The organism is Dactylosporangium sp. NBC_01737, assembly GCF_035963215.1.
Classification (GTDB): Bacteria; Actinomycetota; Actinomycetes; order Mycobacteriales; family Micromonosporaceae; genus Dactylosporangium.
Genome location: NZ_CP109153.1, coordinates 12,502,608 through 12,521,812 on the forward strand (window position 1 = coordinate 12,502,608; position 19,205 = coordinate 12,521,812).

Annotated in this window: 18 protein-coding genes; 11 read left to right on the top strand and 7 right to left on the bottom strand. The window is 67.6% G+C overall.

Going from position 1 to position 19,205, the window contains the following annotated elements; all coding sequences use genetic code 11:
- Window positions 1-209: 209 nt before the first annotated feature.
- From OHA72_RS57545 to OHA72_RS57575, 7 genes are all read left to right on the top strand, one after another.
- Entirely contained in the window at window positions 210-989 is a 780-nt protein-coding gene (locus OHA72_RS57545) for a hypothetical protein (RefSeq protein ID WP_327004555.1), read from the top strand.
- A 277-nt stretch (window positions 990-1,266) separates the two neighbouring features.
- Window positions 1,267-1,728 carry a hypothetical protein gene (locus tag OHA72_RS57550; RefSeq protein ID WP_327004556.1) on the top strand — a complete coding sequence of 154 codons (462 nt, stop codon included), beginning with the start codon at window positions 1,267-1,269 and terminating at the stop codon, window positions 1,726-1,728.
- Between the two features lie 1,020 nt (window positions 1,729-2,748).
- The gene (locus OHA72_RS57555; protein WP_327004557.1) at window positions 2,749-4,524 is read left to right on the top strand and encodes a reverse transcriptase/maturase family protein; all 1,776 of its coding nucleotides are present in this window, start codon (window positions 2,749-2,751) and stop codon (window positions 4,522-4,524) included.
- Window positions 4,525-4,723: 199 nt separating this feature from the next.
- Window positions 4,724-6,511, top strand: a complete 1,788-nt coding sequence (locus OHA72_RS57560) for a reverse transcriptase/maturase family protein (protein WP_327003212.1) — start codon at window positions 4,724-4,726, stop codon at window positions 6,509-6,511.
- A gap of 271 nt (window positions 6,512-6,782) precedes the next feature.
- The gene (locus OHA72_RS57565; protein WP_327004558.1) at window positions 6,783-7,439 is read left to right on the top strand and encodes a hypothetical protein; all 657 of its coding nucleotides are present in this window, start codon (window positions 6,783-6,785) and stop codon (window positions 7,437-7,439) included.
- A gap of 750 nt (window positions 7,440-8,189) precedes the next feature.
- Window positions 8,190-8,999, top strand: a complete 810-nt coding sequence (locus OHA72_RS57570; RefSeq protein WP_327004559.1) for a cellulose binding domain-containing protein — start codon at window positions 8,190-8,192, stop codon at window positions 8,997-8,999.
- Window positions 8,996-9,259: a hypothetical protein gene (locus OHA72_RS57575; RefSeq protein WP_327004560.1), complete on the top strand. Its 264-nt coding sequence runs from the start codon at window positions 8,996-8,998 to the stop codon at window positions 9,257-9,259. The genes OHA72_RS57570 and OHA72_RS57575 overlap by 4 nt, the downstream gene beginning before the upstream one ends.
- Before the next feature lie 483 nt (window positions 9,260-9,742).
- On the opposite strand, the gene OHA72_RS57580 is transcribed toward OHA72_RS57575, so the two are convergent.
- The 3 genes from OHA72_RS57580 to OHA72_RS57590 are packed head-to-tail and all read right to left on the bottom strand — an operon-like array spanning window position 9,743 to window position 11,148.
- Window positions 9,743-10,060, bottom strand: coding sequence for a hypothetical protein (locus OHA72_RS57580; RefSeq protein ID WP_327004561.1), 318 nt, complete (start codon window positions 10,058-10,060; stop codon window positions 9,743-9,745).
- A 24-nt stretch (window positions 10,061-10,084) separates the two neighbouring features.
- Window positions 10,085-10,678: an IS630 family transposase gene (locus OHA72_RS57585; protein WP_327004282.1), complete on the bottom strand. Its 594-nt coding sequence runs from the start codon at window positions 10,676-10,678 to the stop codon at window positions 10,085-10,087.
- Entirely contained in the window at window positions 10,609-11,148 is a 540-nt protein-coding gene (locus tag OHA72_RS57590; RefSeq protein WP_327004281.1) for a winged helix-turn-helix domain-containing protein, read from the bottom strand. The genes OHA72_RS57585 and OHA72_RS57590 overlap by 70 nt, the downstream gene beginning before the upstream one ends.
- Window positions 11,149-11,512: 364 nt before the next feature.
- On the opposite strand from OHA72_RS57590, the gene OHA72_RS57595 reads away from it, so the two are divergent.
- Window positions 11,513-12,133: a hypothetical protein gene (locus OHA72_RS57595; protein WP_327004562.1), complete on the top strand. Its 621-nt coding sequence runs from the start codon at window positions 11,513-11,515 to the stop codon at window positions 12,131-12,133.
- Window positions 12,134-13,182: 1,049 nt separating this feature from the next.
- On the opposite strand, the gene OHA72_RS57600 is transcribed toward OHA72_RS57595, so the two are convergent.
- The gene (locus OHA72_RS57600) at window positions 13,183-13,542 is read right to left on the bottom strand and encodes an alpha/beta hydrolase fold domain-containing protein (protein WP_327004563.1); all 360 of its coding nucleotides are present in this window, start codon (window positions 13,540-13,542) and stop codon (window positions 13,183-13,185) included.
- 338 nt (window positions 13,543-13,880) lie between these two features.
- Here OHA72_RS57600 and OHA72_RS57605 point away from each other — a divergent pair, with 338 nt between their 5' ends.
- The gene (locus OHA72_RS57605) at window positions 13,881-14,222 is read left to right on the top strand and encodes a hypothetical protein (protein WP_327004564.1); all 342 of its coding nucleotides are present in this window, start codon (window positions 13,881-13,883) and stop codon (window positions 14,220-14,222) included.
- Window positions 14,223-14,486: 264 nt separating this feature from the next.
- On the opposite strand, the gene OHA72_RS57610 is transcribed toward OHA72_RS57605, so the two are convergent.
- Window positions 14,487-15,539 (bottom strand): hypothetical protein, encoded by a 1,053-nt coding sequence (locus OHA72_RS57610; RefSeq protein ID WP_327004565.1) that lies wholly within the window; start codon window positions 15,537-15,539, stop codon window positions 14,487-14,489.
- A complete protein-coding gene (locus OHA72_RS57615; protein WP_327002694.1) occupies window positions 15,536-16,012 on the bottom strand; it encodes a SigE family RNA polymerase sigma factor in 477 nt (158 codons plus the stop codon). The genes OHA72_RS57610 and OHA72_RS57615 overlap by 4 nt, the downstream gene beginning before the upstream one ends.
- Before the next feature lie 496 nt (window positions 16,013-16,508).
- On the opposite strand from OHA72_RS57615, the gene OHA72_RS65395 reads away from it, so the two are divergent.
- Window positions 16,509-16,811 (top strand): hypothetical protein, encoded by a 303-nt coding sequence (locus OHA72_RS65395; RefSeq protein WP_442788448.1) that lies wholly within the window; start codon window positions 16,509-16,511, stop codon window positions 16,809-16,811.
- A 304-nt stretch (window positions 16,812-17,115) separates the two neighbouring features.
- Here OHA72_RS65395 and OHA72_RS57625 read toward each other — a convergent pair whose 3' ends face one another.
- Window positions 17,116-18,084: a GAF domain-containing protein gene (locus OHA72_RS57625; protein WP_327004566.1), complete on the bottom strand. Its 969-nt coding sequence runs from the start codon at window positions 18,082-18,084 to the stop codon at window positions 17,116-17,118.
- A 371-nt stretch (window positions 18,085-18,455) separates the two neighbouring features.
- On the opposite strand from OHA72_RS57625, the gene OHA72_RS57630 reads away from it, so the two are divergent.
- Entirely contained in the window at window positions 18,456-19,052 is a 597-nt protein-coding gene (locus OHA72_RS57630; protein WP_327004567.1) for a hypothetical protein, read from the top strand.
- Window positions 19,053-19,205 lie beyond the last annotated feature (153 nt).

Genomic DNA, 19,205 nt, shown 5'->3' on the forward strand with positions numbered 1-19,205 from the left:
AAGCGTGATCATGCGGGTTCGGCGGCATGGGTGGAACCGCTCGTCGGCCGTGGGCCGTACCCTTTCGTTGTGCCGGTGGCCGGAATCCGCACCCTCCTTGTGCATCTTCATCTTCTGTGGGATCGCTCCCGGCACCGACGGGCGGCTGACCTGTGCGCGTAACGCTGCGGTCGTACTCCGCGACGCTGTCCTGGTCATACGATCCGGACGTGCGCGTCGACGTGACGCCGCACGGTGCCGCGGCGTGCTCGATCGCGCTACGAGTCGGCGACCGGTGGTACGACCTCATGGCCTTCAATGACCGCGAACCGCAGTGGACGACGATCGCGAACATCGCCGGTGTCATTCCCCGTGGCGGGCTCCTGCCACGATCCCGCGGTCTGGAGATCGCGCGGACGGCCGCGACGGACGGTCCAGAGGCCTTGCGCACCGCGCACAGTTGGCGCCCGGTCCCGTCGTGGGTGGCCGACCGCGGTGAGTACCTGGTCCGCGACATCGCGGAGGCCCTTCTCGACCAGGCAGGCGATGAGTTCATGACGATCGCCGGTCACGCGGACAGGACCAGCCACCCACCGGCCGGCGTTCAACGCTTGGCGTACCTGCTGGGCTTCCACAACGAGGCCATGAGCAGCGGCCTCGGCTCCGCCCTCACCGAAACGCCGGCGGAATCATGGGGCGAGGCGATCAATGCGTGCGACGATCTCGGCCTGACCGACGTGGCCGGCCTGCTGCGCCGCCTCGACCCCGGCGAGCCCGACCTCGGACTCACCACCGGGATGGACAGCGAGTACATCCAGCTCACCATGGTGGGCGGATGGCACGGCGACGACGCGATTCGCACGGCACTGCGGCGCCGGGTCGAGCAGACACCACCCGAGTACGGCATACACGAGACGCCGCCGCCACCTCCAACAGCGCGATACGACGAACTCCTGCCGAGAGGGTCCGGAGCTTTCCTGCAAAGCCTGGCCGAGCTCACCGAGACGTAAGCGGCGACCGGACGCGCTCCAACCGCAGCCGCAAGTCCATCACGATCCCGTGGCGCCCGATCAGCGGCATTTCCGCGCATCCGATCATCGTGTTGGTGCTTGGGGTTCACGCTCGCCATCCCGTCGGAGGGAGCGGCGGTTGAGGGATGTGTTCTGCCAGGCGCAGGACGCGTGGGCTGACGCAGCCAGGTGTCACCGACCTTGCCCTCGTCGGAGGGCGACGAACCGAGCTCTATATGCTCGCGCCGTTTCGATGACGACGGGGAGGTACGAAGCGGTGCGGATCTTCATGGTTGCAGGGGTTGCCGCGGCGGTGCTGGCACTGGGCGCCGGGTGTGCGGACGAGGGCGGGGCGACCGATGCGGCGGTGTCCGCGGCGGCCACAACTGCGGCGTCGCCGTCGGTGGCGGACGGGGAGGCTGCTTGTGAGCCGATCAAGGCGTTGCAGGTGCAGTACTTCGACAAGGTCATCGCCGCGTTGCAGAAGGCTGGGCAGGCCGCCCAGAGCGGTGACTCAGCCGGCGGCGCCGCGGCACTCACGGACGCCCGGAAGCTTGCCACCGAGTGGGCCGGCAAGCTCGAGCCGGTGGCAGGCCAGGTCAATGACCCGGAGTTGAGATCGGCAGTGTCGCAGTTCCTGGGTCAGCTCAAGCAGTTCGGCACCGGCCAGGCGAACATCGCCCAGATCCAGACGGCCGCGCCAGCCCTGACCTCCGTGCTGCTCAAGGTGTGTCCGTAGGGCTGACCAATCTGGTCGGGTGCGCGCACATCGGCATGTTCGCTGCGCCGCGAGGCGTCCTGTTGTATCCCCAGCGCAGCTGGGAGGAACTCGGAGGGAGGTTCCTGGGTCTGATGGCTGACCTGGATCCGAAAGGTGAAGGGGACAAGAGCATGCCAGGAAAGCAGTGGTCGCGCCCAGGCGTCAGGGGCGGTGCGCTGCGGGACCCGCGGAATATGGCGAGAGCTGGATTGCCCGAAGCCCAATCTCCAGACGATGCAAGCCGACATCCACCGGCAAGACGCCCGAAGCCGGTGCCGTGCCGTGCGCTGGTGTTCCGGATTCGCCGGCGCAACCTTCGGGGCACAGGGCGATGCCCAGTGAGGGCATTCAAGGAGATGAGTGGGCCGCCTACGTTCCGCTGTCACGTACACCAGGGACGAACGCGGGATCGCCTACGGGACGCGAGTCCTATGGCGACGGAGGCCTCGTAGTAGTCGGTGCGCCATGAGGTGCACTGGTGTATCGCCCGTGCAGCGGGCAGAGACGGGAGGAGATGTCTCTGGATCTGATGGCTGACCCGGCCCTGAAAGGGTAGTCGGGGACAACAGCATGCCAGGAAACCGGCAGTTCATGCCCAGGCGTATGGGGTGGCGTGCCGGGGGATCCGCGCGACATGGTGAAAGCCATACTGCCTGAAGCCTAGTCTCCAGAAGGTGCAATACGGAACCTACCGGAAAGACGCCTGAAACCGGTACCGGCCCCTGCGGCGAGTTGGCGACTAACTCGCTGCAATCCTCTTGGGGTGCTGGAGCGATGCCCTGTCAGGGCATTCAAGGAGACGGACGGGACGCCTAAATCGCGCTCGACACGTACAGCAGTGATGAACATGGGATCGCCTACGGGACGCGAGTCCTATGGCGACGGAGTGCCCACAGTAGTCGGCGGGGTAACGTCCGCCCAATCTGGAGACCGCTAATGACGGTCCACAGGGCGAAGGGGCACAGGCGATGAACGGGAAGCAACCATGAGGGATGCGTAATGCAGGAAGCCGTAGTGGTACTTGACGTTCTCCGCGAGCGCGGCAGGAAGGGCCTGCCGTTCACGCAACTGTACCGGCAGATGTTCAACAAGGAGTTGTACCTGTTGGCGTACGGGAACATCTACTCCAACCAGGGGGCGATGACACCCGGGGCCAGCGCGGAAACCGCTGATGGCATGTCCGAGGACAAGATCGACCAGATCGTCGAGGCGATGCGGCACGAACGGTACCGGTTCTCCCCGGCCCGCCGCGTCTATATCCCGAAAAAGAATGGGAAGCTACGGCCTCTGGGCATGCCGTCATGGTCCGACAAGCTGGTTGGTGAAGTGGTTCGCCTGCTCCTTGAGGCGATGTACGAGCCACGGTTCTCCGACCGGTCCCACGGGTTCCGGAAAGGGCGAGGGTGTCATACCGCACTGCGGGAGATAAACAACACCTGGAGCGGGATAACGTGGTTCATCGAGGGTGACATCTCCGACTGTTTCGGGAGCTTTGATCATGATATTCTTCTCGGAATACTGGCGGAGAAGATCCAGGACCAACGGTTCCTGCGGCTTATTCGAAACATGCTCAAAGCCGGGTACCTGCAAGACTGGGAATACCACGACACGCTCAGCGGATGCCCGCAGGGCGGCGTGGTTTCACCAATCCTTTCGAACGTTTACCTGGACAAGTTCGACACATTTGTTGAGCAGAAACTGATCCCGCAGTACACGCGGGGAGCGCTTCGGGCCGCCAATCCCGCCTACCGGCAGATAGACGCTCTGCTCAGGAGGGCACGGCGACGCGGGGACCGGGCACAGGCCCGGCACCTGATGAAGCAGATGCGCATGCTCCCCTCCACCGACCCGATGGACCCGGGCTACCGCCGCCTGCGCTATGCGAGGTACGCGGATGATCATCTGCTGGGGTTCACCGGGCCGAGGGCCGAAGCCGAGCAGATCAAGGCCAGGCTGGCGGAGTTCCTCCGGGAGACCCTCGGACTCGAACTCAACGACAGCAAGACCCTGATCAGCCACGCCCGCACCCAGCCGGCGCGGTTCCTCGGCTACGACATCATCGTCCAGCACTCCAGCACGAAGATCACCAGAAACCGGAGATCGGTCAATGGCAGGATCGCGCTGCGGGTGCCGCCGGACGTGGTCAAGGCCCAGTGCGCCCGCTACCGGCAGCACGGCAAACCGTCGCGCCGGACCCGGCTGCAAAACCAGGACGACTACGACATCGTCCGGGTCTACGCAGCCGAATACCGTGGCGTCGTCAACTACTACCTACTCGCCCAGGACGTCTGGCGGCTCGGCACGCTGCGCTGGCACGCCGAGACGTCCATGCTGAAAACCCTGGCTGCCAAGCACAAGTCCACCGTCACGAAGATGGCCGCCCGTTTCCGGGCGAAGGCCACCACCAGCGACGGGCTGCGGACCTGCTTCGAGGCCAGACGGAAACGGCTGGGCAAGCCGGACCTGGTTGCACGATTCGGCGGGATCATCCTGCGGCAAGACCGGCGGGCGGTCATCAACGACCCTGCCCCGGTCCCGGTCCGTGTTCCTCGTAAGGAACTACTCGCTCGGCTCCACCAGCGGGTGTGTGAGCTGTGTGAGACCGGCGCCACGGTGGTTGTCCACCAGATCGCCGCTCTGCGACAGCTCGGGAAACCAGGACCGGACCAGCCCGCGTGGGCCACCGTCATGGCCAGGATGCGACGCAAGACGCTCATCGTCTGCGCACCCTGCCATGGCTGGATCCACGCAAACCCGGTCGCGAACGCGGCGTAATCGCTGGAGAGCCCGGTGCCTGGAAAGCGGGCACGCCGGGTTCGGAGGGAGGCTGCCCGGAAAAGGCCCAGATTCGCTGGGACCTCGTCGGGCAGCCCACCCTACCAGGAGTCACGACCTGCCAGGGGGTCCGGGAGAGCCGGACACAGGGCGAAGGGGGCCAGGTGATCGGACACCACGATTCCGGGAGGTATGCGTAATGCAGAACGCCGAAACGGTACTGGATGTCCTGCGTGAGCGCGGTAGGCGTGGCCTGCCGTGTACCGAGCTGTATCGACAACTGTTCAACCCGGACCTGTACCTGATGGCCTACGGGCGCATCTACGCCAACCACGGCGCGATGACGCCCGGGGTCGACGGGGAGACCGCCGATGGCATGACCCTGGGCCGGATCGGGCGCATCATCGATGCGTTGCGCCACGAACGTTACCGGTTCATGCCCGCGCGCCGTGTCTACATTCCCAAGAAGGACGGGAAGAAGTTGCGGCCGTTGGGTCTGCCATCATGGGCGGACAAGCTCGTCGGTGAGGTGGTGCGGCTGCTGTTGGAGGCGTACTACGAACCGAGGTTCTCCGCCCGGTCACACGGTTTCCGTCCCGGTCGGGGGTGTCACACGGCGTTGACCGAGGTGGCGACCTGCTGGTCCGGGACAACCTGGTTCATCGAGGGTGATCTCGCCGACTGTTTCGGCAGCTTCGACCACGAGGTCATGCTGTCGATCCTGGCCGAGCACATCCACGACAACCGGTTCCTGCGGCTGCTGCGTAACATGCTGCACGCCGGGTACCTTGAGGACTGGGAGTTCAACGCCACCCTCTCCGGTGTTCCGCAGGGCGGGGTGGCTTCGCCGGTATTGAGTAACATCTATCTTGACCGACTGGACCAGTTTGTCGAAACACAGCTCATCCCCGAGTACACCCGAGGCGTGAGCCGGGCACACAACCCGGCCTACGGGCGGGTGAGAGCCGCGATCGAGCGCGCCCGGCGTCGCCGCGACGTCGAAGCAGTCCGCCAGCTGCGGCAGCAGCTGCGGACCCTGCCGCGGGGCAACCCCCGCGATCCCGACTTCCGGCGGCTCCGGTACACCAGATACGCCGACGATCACCTGCTGGGATTTACCGGACCACGACAGGAAGCCGAGTACATCAAGGCCCGGCTGGCGCAGTTCCTGCGCGATGACCTCAAGCTGGAACTCAACCAGGACAAGACGCTCATCACTCATGGGCGTACCGGCGCGGCGAGGTTCCTCGGCTACGAGATCACCGTCCAACACGCCGACCACAAGACCACCCGTGGTCACCGGTCGGCCAACGGGAAGGTCGCCTTGCGCGTCCCCCGGGACGTGATCACTGCCAAGAGCGCCGCGTTCATGAAACTCGGCAAACCCGAGTTGCGCCCCGAACTGCTGAACCACCCCGATCACGAGATCATCGGCAGGTACGGGGCACAGTGGCGCGGCTATCTGCAGTACTACCTGCCCGCGCAGGATGTGTGGAGGCTCAACCGGCTGCAATGGGTCATGTTGACCTCCATGCTCAAGACCCTGGCCGGCAAGCACCGCTCGACCGTGTCGAAGATGGCCGACAAGTACCAGGCCACCATCGACACCCCCGCAGGGCGACGGGTGTGCTTCCAAGCCACGGTCGAACGCGCCGACAGGAAACCGCGGGCCACACGGTTCGGCGGTATCCCCCTCAAACGGCAGAGGAAAGCGGTCCTCGACGACCGTCAACCCGCCCCACTGGCCGGCCGACGCAACGGCAGCGAACTACTCGCCCGCCTGCGCCGAGGCTGGTGCGAACTATGCGAGCAACGCGCCCAGGTGCAAGTCCACCAGGTCGCCAAACTCGCCCAACTCGCGACCCCGGGACGAACACAACCGGTATGGGCGCAACAGATGGCCAGGATGCGGCGCAAGACACTGATCGTCTGCCCACCCTGCCACAACAGCATCCACCACCGGCAACCTGCCAACACGCTCACGTAGCAGTCACTGGAGAGCCCGTTGCCGGGACAACCGGCACGGCGGGTTCGGGCCGGGGGTCGCTGGAAAAGGAACCGCGAACAACGGAAACCTCGCCAGCGACCTACCGGTGCGGAGCCGGGCGACCCAACTTGCCGTGACGTTCCATAGCGAGCTGATCGCGGCATGTGCGCGCAGCTGATCAAGCCGTCCTGGTGGTCAACGTCGTGCACGGCACCCGGCATGATCGAGTGCCTTGGTATACACGTGCGACGCATCGTGGAAGGGAACCGTCGTGGGTTACGAGACTACGTTCACCGGCCAGGTGACGATCGCTCCTGCGCTGAACCAGCACGAGGTCGACTACCTGCTGGCGTTCGCCGAGACCAGGCACGAGCCCCGGTCCACCGGCCCCTACGCCCTCGGCTACGGCGACGAGATCGACGGCGCCCCGGACCCGGGCAAACCTGGGTACTGGTGCAAGTGGGCGCCGACCGCCGACGGCACCGCGATCGCCTGGAACGAGAACGAGAAGTTCTACGAGGCCGATCTCTGGATGGGGTACCTGGTGCACACGTTTCTGAAGCCCGATGCCACCGTCGCGCGGGAGCGGGTCGACCCGGTGGCGGGCCGGGTGTATCCGCCCGCGCTGGACAGGTTCACCTTCGACCACGTCGTCGACGGCGTCATCGAGGCCGAGGGCGAGTGGCCCGACGACCGGTGGCGCATCGAGGTGCGCGCCAACGCCGTCTACGTGGTCCGGCTGCTGACCGAACCGGACCACGCCGAGTACCCCCGCACTCACCGCGACGACTGGACCGACGAGCAGCGGGCCGACTTCGCCGCGCGGACCCGACACAATTTCGTGTACCTGGTGCGGGACGGGCAGTTGCACGAGGTCGGCCTGGCGGACGGGACATCGTTCGACCCGATCCCGGCCGACGTGGACTGAGCGCCGGCCCAGGCGTCCGTGTGGGCAGGACGGGGTCGCGTCGGGCTGGTCAACGATGAACAGCTCCCGTGCGAGGAACTCGTGACCACCCCCGCGCTTTCGCTCAGCGCGCGGCGACGGCGCGCCGGCTGGCCAAACTCGATCTTCGGCTCGATTGCGACCAATACGTGTACTGAGTCGCATCGTTCCCCACAGCCCGACGGCTCACCAACCTCCGGCAGGCGGATGCCGTGCGTCACTGGCGCTCCGGCGCGGCCGGCTCGACGTCCGGTCATCGGCCACAAGCGTGCGCGGACTTGCAGATCAGGTCGCCTGGCGGGCGTACGGAGCGTGACAATCACCGGCGAGCCGTAGCGCCCGACCGGCGGCATGAGCGGATGCCATGATCGTCGCCCTGGCTGCCTGGGCGTCTACTTTGGACGGCGAGTTGCCAAGTTGCACACCGCGTCCTCGTCGGGAGCATGTTTCGAGTTGGTGGCGCTCGATCAGATGTCGCCCATGGGCGCCGCGAACGTCACGTCCGGCCGCTGACCCGGCCCGCCGACCCACTCCGAGCCGGCCGGGACCGGCCTTGGGAGCCGTGGAAGTTTCACGACGGGCGGCGCGCGGCAACGCCTTGCATCGACGCTCGGCGATCCGACGTTGACGCGCTGTCCGGACGTTCCTATGGTTCGGGTCAGCAGGGCCCGACGATGCCGTCGACCGCGGCGCACGCCGGTTCTCGTCCCACCGCAGGGAAGGATGCGTGTCATGGCTGTTTCCGGGCGTTCCGCAGCCCTGGCCATTGTCGGGGTCGCCGTGAGCACCGGTGCGCTCGCGCTGATGATGACGCCGGCCATGGCCGATGGCGCGCCGCTCATGACCGGCAGTGCGGCAGCGCCCGCCCTGGCAGGTTCGTGCAGCGCGACCGCACACGTCGACACGCAGTGGTCCGGCGGTGAGATCGTCACCGTCACGATCACCAACACGTCGACGTCGGCCGCAACGAAATGGTCCGCGACCTGGACACTCGCCGCCGGCCAGCGGGTCGTGTCGGCGTGGAACGCCTCCGTCACCACGACCGGCAGCACGGCGATCGCGGTCAACGCCCCATATAACGGGGCGCTTGCGCCGGGCGCGTCGACCACCTTGGGCATGCAACTCGCCGGTCCCACCTCGACCCCCACGCCGAGTTGCACGAACGACGCCGCGGGCACATCCACCGGCGCCGACGTCACCGTCACCCGGTCCGACAACGGCCGCACCCTCACCCTGTACGTCGGGCAGACGCTCGGAGTGAGCCTCGGATCGGAGTACCTCACGCCCACGGTCAGCGGCACCGCACTCGCCCAGGTCTCGGCGAGTGGCGGCTATCCGAGCGGGCAACCCCTCGCCACGCTGTACCGCGCGGCCGCGCCGGGCTCGGTCGACGTCACCACGCACTCGGACTACGCCTGCCTGCACGACCCGCGGCCGTGTGCCGTGCCCATCGCGCTGTGGACGGTGCACGTCAACGTCGTCGACGTACCCTCGACCGGCCAGACCGTACCCTCACCCAGGCCGACAACACGCGCAGCGTGAGCCTGCACGTCGGCGACCTGCTCGTGGTGAATCTACCCAGCATGTACCAGCCACCGAGGCTCTCCACCCCCGGCATCCTGATCCAGCGCGACGTCACCGGCGGCTACCCCACCGGCCAGCCGCTCGTCGCCCGCTACACCGCCGGCGCACCGGCCGGGACCGACCTGTCGACCATCACCGACAACACCTGCCTGCACCAGCCCACGCCGTGCCCGTCACCCCAGGTTCCGTGGACAGTCCACGTCACGGTGACCGCCTGAGACTCGAGGGAGTCCTGCCGGGCCATCGTCCCGTCACAGGAGCCAACGCATACGCCGCGCGCCACGCATCTGCGACCCGTCCGGAGCGATCCCCGATGCCACGAGCGCGCCGCTCGGACCGCCCTCGACAGGTAGTGCCGCCAGTGGGGTGGTCTGCAGCACGGCGGCGACCTCGGACAACCCAAGCACCATGATCCGATCGTCGCCCGACGCATGCCGCCGTCAGGAGAATCGCGCCGGGCCGTCGAGGCCGAGCAGCGGCGACGCTCCGTCGCCTTCCAGCCACAAGCAACGCACAGACAAAGACACTGGACAGCACCTGAAACGCCAAGATCACGTGCACTGCATTCGGCATGTTCGGCTGCTCACCCCACCGACACGTTGCTACGGTCGGTGACGGACCCGCAGGTGGACGTCCGCGCCGTGACAGCGGCAGATGAGGGCACTGCGCCGACAAGACCGGGTGGCGTCAACGCGCCGTGCCTACACGTGATCAGGCAGACTCGCGGCGTGTCTCACGAGTTGTACCGCGACGTCGAGTTTCCGTTCCCAGGCGGCCGCTTTCCGCACCAGCTCGGGGCGGTCGTACAGCGCACCGTGTCCACCGGCGCGGAGCCGGCCCGAGAGGTTGTCCACACTGATGACAACAGTTGGCTCGTCGGCGACGGAGTCAACGACCCGAACCAGCCCGGAGCGGTGCTGATCGACAGCATGAGCCACCTTGCCGACGACGATCCCTCGATCGCCGAACTGGCTGACATGCCCCGGGCCACATCGCTTAACGCGCCGGGCCACATGCACCCTACTGACCTTCTGGAGTCAGGGTCAGGGTGGTTTCAGGCCGCTGGTGGTGAGGAAGCCGTGGGCGAGGGTGGGCCGGTACTGCATGGCCTTGAGTCGGTGCTTCGCGGTGCGGAGCAGGTCATGGATGGTGCCGGCGGCGAGGTTGGCCATGCTGCGTTTGAGGCTGGACCACAGGTTCTCGACCGGGTTGAGTTCGGGGGCGTAGCCGGGAAGCTGGTAGACGCGCAGCCAGGGCCGGGCAGCGATCAGGGCGCGCATCTTCGCGGACTTGTGGGCGGGTAGCCCGTCCCAGACGACGATGATCGGGCCGTCCAGGTGCTGGTGCGCGGCGTCGAGCAAAGCGGCGAAATGCTGCTCGGTGAAGCCTTTCGGTTCGCCTTTGCGGCCGCGGTGCAGCATCGTGCGGTAGATGATCCGCGGCTGCCGGCCGGCGCGGTAGGCGACGATCCCGGCCACCGAGACCCGGCGTCCGCCGCGGCCGGCGACCTTCACGACAGGTGTCTGCCCTCGCGGGGCCCAGGTCCGGGCCCGGGCTGGTCGAAGGGTCAGACCTGACTCGTCGATGAAGCAGATCCACGCGCCCAGCCTGCGCGCGACCCTTTTACCGCGGGCCACTGATGACGCCGCCAGTGCTCGATCGCCGCTTCATCGCGTTCAGCGGCGCGCTGCACCGGCTGCTGCGGCGTGAACCCGGCACGGTGCAGGATCTCCGCCACGGTAGCGATGCTGACCGTGATGTGGAACATCCGGCCGATCAGCGTGCGGACCCTGGCCAAGGTCCAGCGTTGGTCGACGTCCCAACCCGCCGCGGCCGGGCCCTCGTCGAGCTTGCGGACCAACTTGGCCACCAACTCCGCCGACAGCACCGGGTCAGGACCCGGCGCGCCCCTCGACGCGAGAGCGTGCTCACCACCACGCAGCCAGGCCCGCCGCCACGCATACGCCGACTTCGTCGACACCTCCAACGCCGCAGCGACCTGCGCACCGCTCATCCCATCAGCGAACATCCGCGCCGCCCGAAGACGAACCTGCTCACGCCGCGCACGCCCCTGCCGTCCGACCCCACCACCATCGCCGTAGCGCATGCTTCCATCAATGCACGAACACCGATCCGCCGGGAATCACTCGTATCAGTGACCTGCACCAACGAGTGACCCTGACCCCAGAAGGTCAGTAAAGCATCCGCGTCGACAGCAACCGCACACAGCTCGGCGGCAACGTCATCTCGAGCCGCCGCTCAGCCTCGACGATCCCCTGCGCCGCCACCGCCCGCCCCGAATCACAGTTCTACCCCTCCATGCCGCTCGTCCTGAAGATCGTCGCGGCCCAGGAGACTACGACGTCCTCGCAACGAACGGCCGTCAGGGCACAGGCCTGCTCACGTGCGCGAACTGCAGGCCTGCCGACCATGCCGCGGACGTCGCGCCGTGCTGCCGATCCAGGTTCCAGGTGTCCAAGATCACGGGTCGACTTCCCGTACGGCATCACCCGATTCTGCGGACACACGGTATTCGCGGCGATCCCTACGATGAGCGCGTGCGAAAACTTCTCGGCATGCTCTGCGGTCTCTCGCTGCTCGTCGTCGCGGGTTGCGGCGACGAGGCCACGCCCACCGCGAAGGCGAGCTCGTCGTCTTCGGCGGCCACCTCCGCCGCCCCGCCTGCGTCACCTCCGCCGTCGCCGTCACCCTCGTCGTCGGCGCCCGTAGATCCGGCAGTCGCCGCCAACACCCGCCAGGTGTGCGACGAGCTCAAGAAGGTCAACTTCGACCAGACGGCCGCGTTCATCAGCGGGCTCTCAAAGCACGGCGACATCAAAGCGATCACCGACCCGGCGAAGCAGCAGGCCATCATGAGCGCGGCCAAGAACGGGCTCACGGCCTGGGCGACGACGATCCGCCCGATCGCTGCGAAGGCCATCAACCCCGCCCTGCGCAAAGCGATCGACGACCATGCCGCGGCGCTGGACGACACCGCCGCGACCCTGCGCACGTTCGACCAGGTGACGTCGGTGCTCGTCGCGCCACCGATCGCCGTCGCCGAACGCGAGACGCGGGAGATCTGCGGCTGACCCGCCGATCAGTGCGGGAAGAGCGGTAGGAACAGCCGGCACCCACGTTGCCCCGGCTCCTTGATCGCGTTTCCGCTCATCGGCAAATGAGTAAATTGATCAAGGTCTCTAGCGTCCAGTTCGATGACGCTACGTAGTCGCCGGTGTCGGGGGTCGGGCTTTGCGTCGGTGCGAAGCCCCGGTGGCGGGTCGGCGTGGGCTGGCTCTGGCGGAACGGGTCGCGTTCCTGCGTGGCCGTGTGGTCGTTGTTCTGGTCATGTCGGGAGCGAAGCGCCGCATACCGGTCGTGGTGGTGCGAAAGCCGAGGACGGCACCTCGTTCGGCGGAGGATCGCCGGGAGTCGGTGATCGCCTTGGCCGTCATGATCCACCAGTGGTGGTCGGGCGGCCGGGGCCGCAGCGCCAGAACTGTTCGCGGATCGGATCCGTCCGGCGGCGCTGCGGCTGATGGCCATCAGTGAGCTGGTCAGGGTAGGCGTCGGCGTACGGCCGTCAGGGTGATGATTGGACCCTGAACAGGGTGAATGCGGTTCGTGTTCTGCCACATCGGGTCCACCACGGGATGTGACCTGGGGAAACGTGAATCCGTTTGGGTGCCCGAACCGTCTTCGCGATATGTCCCGTGGCTGATGCGGTAAGCGGTGACAGCCGGTAGCGATCGGATCGCGGCCATGAGCGGATGCCGTGATCGTCGCCGGATACCTCGATCCCCAGGTCTCAGCGAACTCCAGGAACCGCTCCGTCGAGGCGGCCTCGGTCGCGGCCGCGCGCTGTCCTCGTCATCGGGTCGCTGCCGACCATCGGCGGGGAACCCGCCTGCGGCGTCACCACAGAGGCACCTGGCCCGGGTCCAGGGCGGCCGGGCCCCGCCGGCGCTCCTCGGCCTGTTCGCGGGTCCAGGACTCGGGCCCGGTGACTGCGGGCGCCGCGTCGTTCACGTGCCTGGATCAAACGCACAGCTCGTGGACCAGCGGACACTCCAGACACTGCCCATTCGGCACGGATTCCCGACACGTCCGCCGGTTCCGCAACGCAACTGTGCCGCTCGGCTCACGCGGCGAGCGCCGCACGAAGGACCGCCGTCGCTCGTGACGACCACAGCACGTGTGCGGCCAGGTCCGGCCCGCCCCGCGCGTCCGTCATGAGCATCAGTTCGTTGGCCATGTCGACGCCGGAGGAGTCCGAGCCGACGGCGATACGGGTACCGTCCAGACCGTGCTCGCCACCGTGCTGGGCAACCCATGCTGCGGCGACGTAGTTCTCCTCGATCGCTACCGGGATGCGGGCGTTCGGGGAAAGGGAGTAGTCGACGACGACGACCGCCGCCCGCACCTCCGCCGCCATTCTGAAAGCCTGCCAATGGGTGTCAGCGTCGCTGAACGTCGCATCGCCGCCGTGCACGTAGATCACGACGGGCAGCGGTCCGGGCGCGCCGAGCGGCCGGAACAGCCGCAGCCAGGTCTCACCGGCCGGGCCACCAGGCACCGTGATGTCCTCGCCATTGGCGATCCCGCCGACGGCCGCGGCCGACTTCCGCGAAGCGGCCGGGCTGCGACGCGGCGCCAAGGCCGGCTTCGGCGCGGTAGGTGCGAAGGCATGCGAGGCACGCCTCGGCGCCGGTACGGCAACGGTCTTCGACATCGTGGTCATCGCAACTCCAATCCGGCAGCCGCCGAGTGAACGGCAGCGGCTCCTGGCCAGTTCCTGGCCTGACAAGAGAAGCGTGCGATCGCCGTAACTACCCGGGCATGGGTCATTTGACCGCATTGGTACTGCGGGCCGCGGCGATCCTGTCCGAGGGCGGCCTGCGGCCCGCACTCAATGCGCTGGCCCGCCGTTCCGCCGTCGCGATAGACCTCGACCTCCACCTCAACGGCCGGCTCGCCGAGCCCGTCGAGATGGCGGCGTACCACATCGTCGCCGAAGCACTCGCAACCCCACCAAACATCCGCACACTTCGCTCGTGCGCATCGACGCGGCAGTACTTGATGGTCGCCCGCACCTGTCAATCGCAGACGACGGCGTGGGTGGCGCCGATCCGGCATGCGGTACCGGCCTCATCGGACTCACCGACCGGGTCGAAGCGTTGAACGGCACAATTATGATCAGCAGCCCGGCCGGGCAAGGGGCGCTGTTGCATTAAGCGATCCCGAGCATCTGACGCCGCAGATCGTCCGCTGAGATCAACCGAGGGTCTACCTGCCTGCAGGGCGTGATGGCTTCGGAGGCGGTGTTTTGCCCGTTTCGTAACCACTGCGGAGCGTGGCACTCCCTGCCGATGCGACGCGCGTTATCTGCGGCATGGTTGTCCGGCAGGACCCGCCCCGGTCCGGAACACCGCTGCTGCCTGAACTTCAGCGGGCCGCCCACGACAGGTCCGGCGGCTGGTAGGCCAACTCCTCGACCAGGCGGAGGTTCTCCTCGAGCGTCGTGTGCCACTCGGCCGGATAGCTGCCCTTGCGGCCCTGAATGGAGACGAGCACCCCGTCGGGCATGCGGACCCAGGCGCCGTCGGTCGCGGTCACGTTGCCCCGTTGGCCGCGCAGCGTGACCGTGTCGACCGTCTTCTCGAGCGGGTCGGGCCCGCCGAGCGCGGCCACGATGGTCACCGATCCGCGGTAGTCCAGTGTTCCGCGGCCGAGGAACTGCGACCAGCCAGTCAGCGTCCTGGTGGCACCGAACTGCTCGTAGCCCTGCATCCGGTCCGGGACCCACGGCAGGTACATGGTGGAGCGCAGCGCGGTCCGGTCGTCGGGCGCGATCGACCGGGCGATGCGCAGGGCGGTGTTTGTGTTGTCGGGCAGGCCGAAGACGCTGAGCACCATGCTGGGTCCGCCGCGAGGCTGCCACTCCACGATGGTGTCCTTCGACGTTGGTACGCGGAGTCTGCCGGTCACACCGTTGACGGTGACGCTGGTCCCGGCGTTGTCGTCGACGCGCTCGCCGATGCTGAGCTGGACCCCGACCGTGCCGGGCTTACCGAGGTCGGCGGTCCCCGGGGCTGCCCACAGGCGGGCACCGCGCGGCGCGTCGGGGGCGAGGTAGACGGCCCGGTGGTACTCCACCAGACCCGATGGGAGCCAGTCCGCCCGGTACCCGAGGAGCCGGGCGGGCCGGTCGGGCAATGTCGGGGTCGAGGACACCGACGGCACCGGCGTGGTGGGTACGCCGTGACCGGACACCTCGGAACTGGAGCCGTCGGGTCGGTCGCGGCGGGCGGCGAGCAGGAGGGTGGCCGGGCCCACGGTCGCGGTGACCGCCGCTGCCGCGCCGACCCCGATGAGCACCGTGCGTCGTTGCCGGCGGACGCGAACCCGGGACTGGATCCCGTCCCGCACCCGGTCGACCGCCGGTGCGTCTGCGGCGATCCGCTCGTACGCGGACTGGATCAGCTGTTCGTCGATCATCGGTTCCTCCCGGATTCGTCGATGGGAACGGTGATGCGTTTGCGGAGGGTGGCCAGGCCGCGCGCAGCGTGGGAGCGGACGGTGGCTACGGCGCAACCCAGGACGTTCGCGATCTGGTCGTCGGGCAGGCCCTCGTAGTAGCGCAGCCCGATGACGATCCTCTGCTGGACCGGCAGGCCGGCGATCTGCTGGATGAGGGCGTCGCGTTCAACGATCCGGTCGGCGGCGTCGCCGACCAGGCCGCCGATCACGGCGAGCGCCTCGTGCGATAGTGGGATCACCCGTGAGGCGCGACGCCGCCGCCACGAGATCAGCTCATTGATGATCATGCGCTTCACGTACGCCTCGGGCGCGTCAGCCGCAGCGATCCTGCTCCAGCGGGGATGGGCGCGCGCCATCACCTCCTGGACCACGTCCTCGGCGAGGTGTGGGTCGCAGGCCAGGACCGTCGCGTATCGCAGCAGCGCGGACAATCGTGCCGTCAGGAACTCGTCGAAACTCAAGCCGCTCCCTTCCGCCCCTATGACGCATGCGAAGGCGGATTTGTGCAGGGGGCGGCGAGATTTTCCGACCAGGAGCCGTAGACCCCGAACTCCCGGAGCGAGGAGCCCCACCGGGTCCCGCGCAACGTACCGTCGATCCTCGCGTGCCGACCGGTGACCGACTGGTCGCCGCCCCCGCCGTCGTTGAGAACACCACCAAGGTCCAGGTGATGCCGTGGCGGCCCGCATTGACGACTGCCCGTTTTGGCAGGCGGCGGCTGGACCCCGCGGGCGGTGCGCCGCGTTACCAACAACGCCGCACCGCGTTAGGTGGTCGGCTGGCACGCGCTGCGAGCGAACCGGGCCGTTGTACCGCCGGTCGAGCCGCCCGGGCTGTGGAACCCGCGGTGGGAGGCCGCCGTCGCGGCGCCGCTGGCCCGCCGGCTGACAGTGTCGGCCGCTACACGGGTGACTCCCGCTGACGGCCTTGTCGCCGACACCTTCCGCCGAGCACCCGACACTGTGCGACACGCTCCGCCGCCAGATCACGGGCCGACACGAAGACATACGCGCCGCGTTCGGCGAAATCTTCGGCCAAATCCCGTCCCGTGTCGCGCGCGGTACGGGTGACAACCACACCCGGTATGAGCAACTCAAGCGCGATCTCGCGCAAGCTCACGGCGCCGACCTCATGGCCTATGCGCGCAACAAGGACGACTTCGTCAACGAGGTCCTCGGCGTGCGCGACAAGACGGAAGCTCCGCTCGTCGGCGCCCCCCAGAGACCGTGACGGTCTCCGACACCCGACGGATAAGGCCGACATGATCGGACTCGCCGGCGTCGAGTTCGTCCTGGGCTCGGGTGGGGTTCATCGCACTGATTCGAACCGCGCGAAGCCAATCGGGTCCTCGTAGTGCAAGCCGTCCAGTTGGACAGCGGCCCTGCAGCATGGAACCGTCACGTCCAGGTGATCAAAGCTCAAGCTGCCGTTCTGCCTGACCAGGTCGCCCAGCCAGTCCAAGCCTGTGTTCCTCCCACCGGCGCACCGCGTTGTCGAGCAGCACACGTGAACCGGACCTCGGCGCGCTTGCGGATTACAGCGGCGCCTCGGCGTGTATCCGGACGGCGGGTCGTTCGACGGCTGGGAATCGCAACTCGATGAGGACGCCGGGCGAGCCGACCGTGGCCGGTGTGCAGGTCACAGTCGCGCCATGGGCCCGAAGGATCTCCGCGACGGCGCGCGGCACAGGGTCATCGGAGTGCCGCATGCCGGTCAGCTCCGCGTACCAGTCAGCCGTCATCGCCCCACCCGCGTGGGCGAACTCGATCGACGGCACAGGCGTGTCACGGACCCGTACGCCGACCTGCCCGTCGGCTGGGGCGACCTTGAGCGCTGTGAAGACGATGTATCCGAGCACCCGGGACAGCTGCCGCGGATCAGCACGTAGCGGAGCGCCGTGTTCCACGATCAGCGTGATGCAGATGTTGCGTGCGTCGGCGATGCAGCGGAGTCCCTGGACGTAGTCGTCGGTCAGGTAGGCGAGATCGATGGTGAGCGCCGGTTTCACGTCGAGCTGCGCGGTGACGATCAGCCGCCGTAGCTCCAGCAGTTCGGTGACCTGGTGCGCCAACGCCCGCAGGGCGCGCATCCGGTCGAGGTTCAGGCGGTGCGGCGCGTGGTCGACGACGCAGAGTGTGCCGAGCGCGGCACCCCCGCTCGTCATCAGGGGAGCGCCGGCGTAGAAGCGGATGCCATCGTCGCCGCGAACGTACGGGTTGTCAGCGAACCTGGGGTCCCTCGTCGCATCCGGTACCACCAACAGGTCCCGGCCCATGATTGCATGCGCGCAGAACGCCGCCTCGCGCGTCTCCGCAAACGGGACTTCGCCGATCGTCGCCTTGAACCACTGCCGGTCCGTATCGACCAGTGTTACCAGCGAGATCGGCGCGCCGCAGATCTCCGCGGCGATCCGGACGATGTCGTCGAAGTCGGTTTCAGGCGGCGTGTCGAGGACCGCCACGGCGCGTAGGGCGAGAATCCGCTCCGCCTCGTTGTCGGGCATCGGTGTTTCCATACCGGCCCCCCCAAGTGCTTGGTCCACTGGGCCAGACAATTGTGACGCCTCTTTCCGCCGACGGCCACCGCCCGGGAGCTGGCAGCATCGAGTCGGTGATCCCCAAGCAGATCACGCATCCTGCCGCTGCTGGTGCTCAGCGACCTGTCCAACCTCACCCTGTCGCTCGGCATCACCGCGTGCCAGTCCCAATGCTCCCAGGACACTGCCCGGATCCTCGCCTGCATCGCGGCATCGACAATCCCCGCGATCGGCTTCGCCGGAGGGCGGAGGTCGCCTGAGCGAAGGGTGTGACGTCTTGCGGCAGTAATCCGCTCTTCTGAATGATGCGAAGTATGTCGACCTGAGGAGGATCTGTCGTGCGGCATCTTGGAACCCTGATCACCGCGATCATCGTCGCCCCGCTCGCCTGGGTGTTGTTGGCGATCGGTCAGCAGCGGTCCGTCGCGGCGTTTTCTGGGGACCTGCAGCCCGCAGAGTTCGTGCGGCCCTTGCTGGTACTGGCGGCAGCCGGACTGCTCCTGGGCGTGCTCGGCACCCTGCGGTTCTCTCCGCTCGGCGCGATGGCGATCGGCATCGTGTACATCTTCAGCAACACGATGCTGCTCGCCTCCCCGTCGACCGTGATGCGCGTGTTCACCGACGATCTGCATGTCGCGGGTCGGCACATCGACCTGACCGCGCCGATCCGGACCGGCACGACGATGGTGCTCGGCGTGCTGCTGCTGGTCGGGGCGACCAGCGTGCAGCGGTGGCGTCGCTGGCCACGGCCTGCGGGCGACGGGGCGCCCGCGACGGGGGTTGAGGACCGTCCACTCGGCGTCGACGGGCTCGGCCTGGACATTCCGCAACAGGACACCGAGCCCGAGCCGTCCGTCCGGTACGTAACGAGCCCTGATCCCTATGCGACCTCGCGGCGCGGCACCTCGGCAAGCGACGCCCCCTACGGCTGGTGAGCCAGCAACCGGCCACGCCTTCGCGCAGAAGTCCCCCGCATCGGTGAACCGCATCGATGGCTTGACATCAATGGAGAAACATCCTACGTTCCGCCCTAGACGCCTGCGGCCACCGCCACGGACCGCGGGCGCAACTGCGCACTGCTGCCCTCA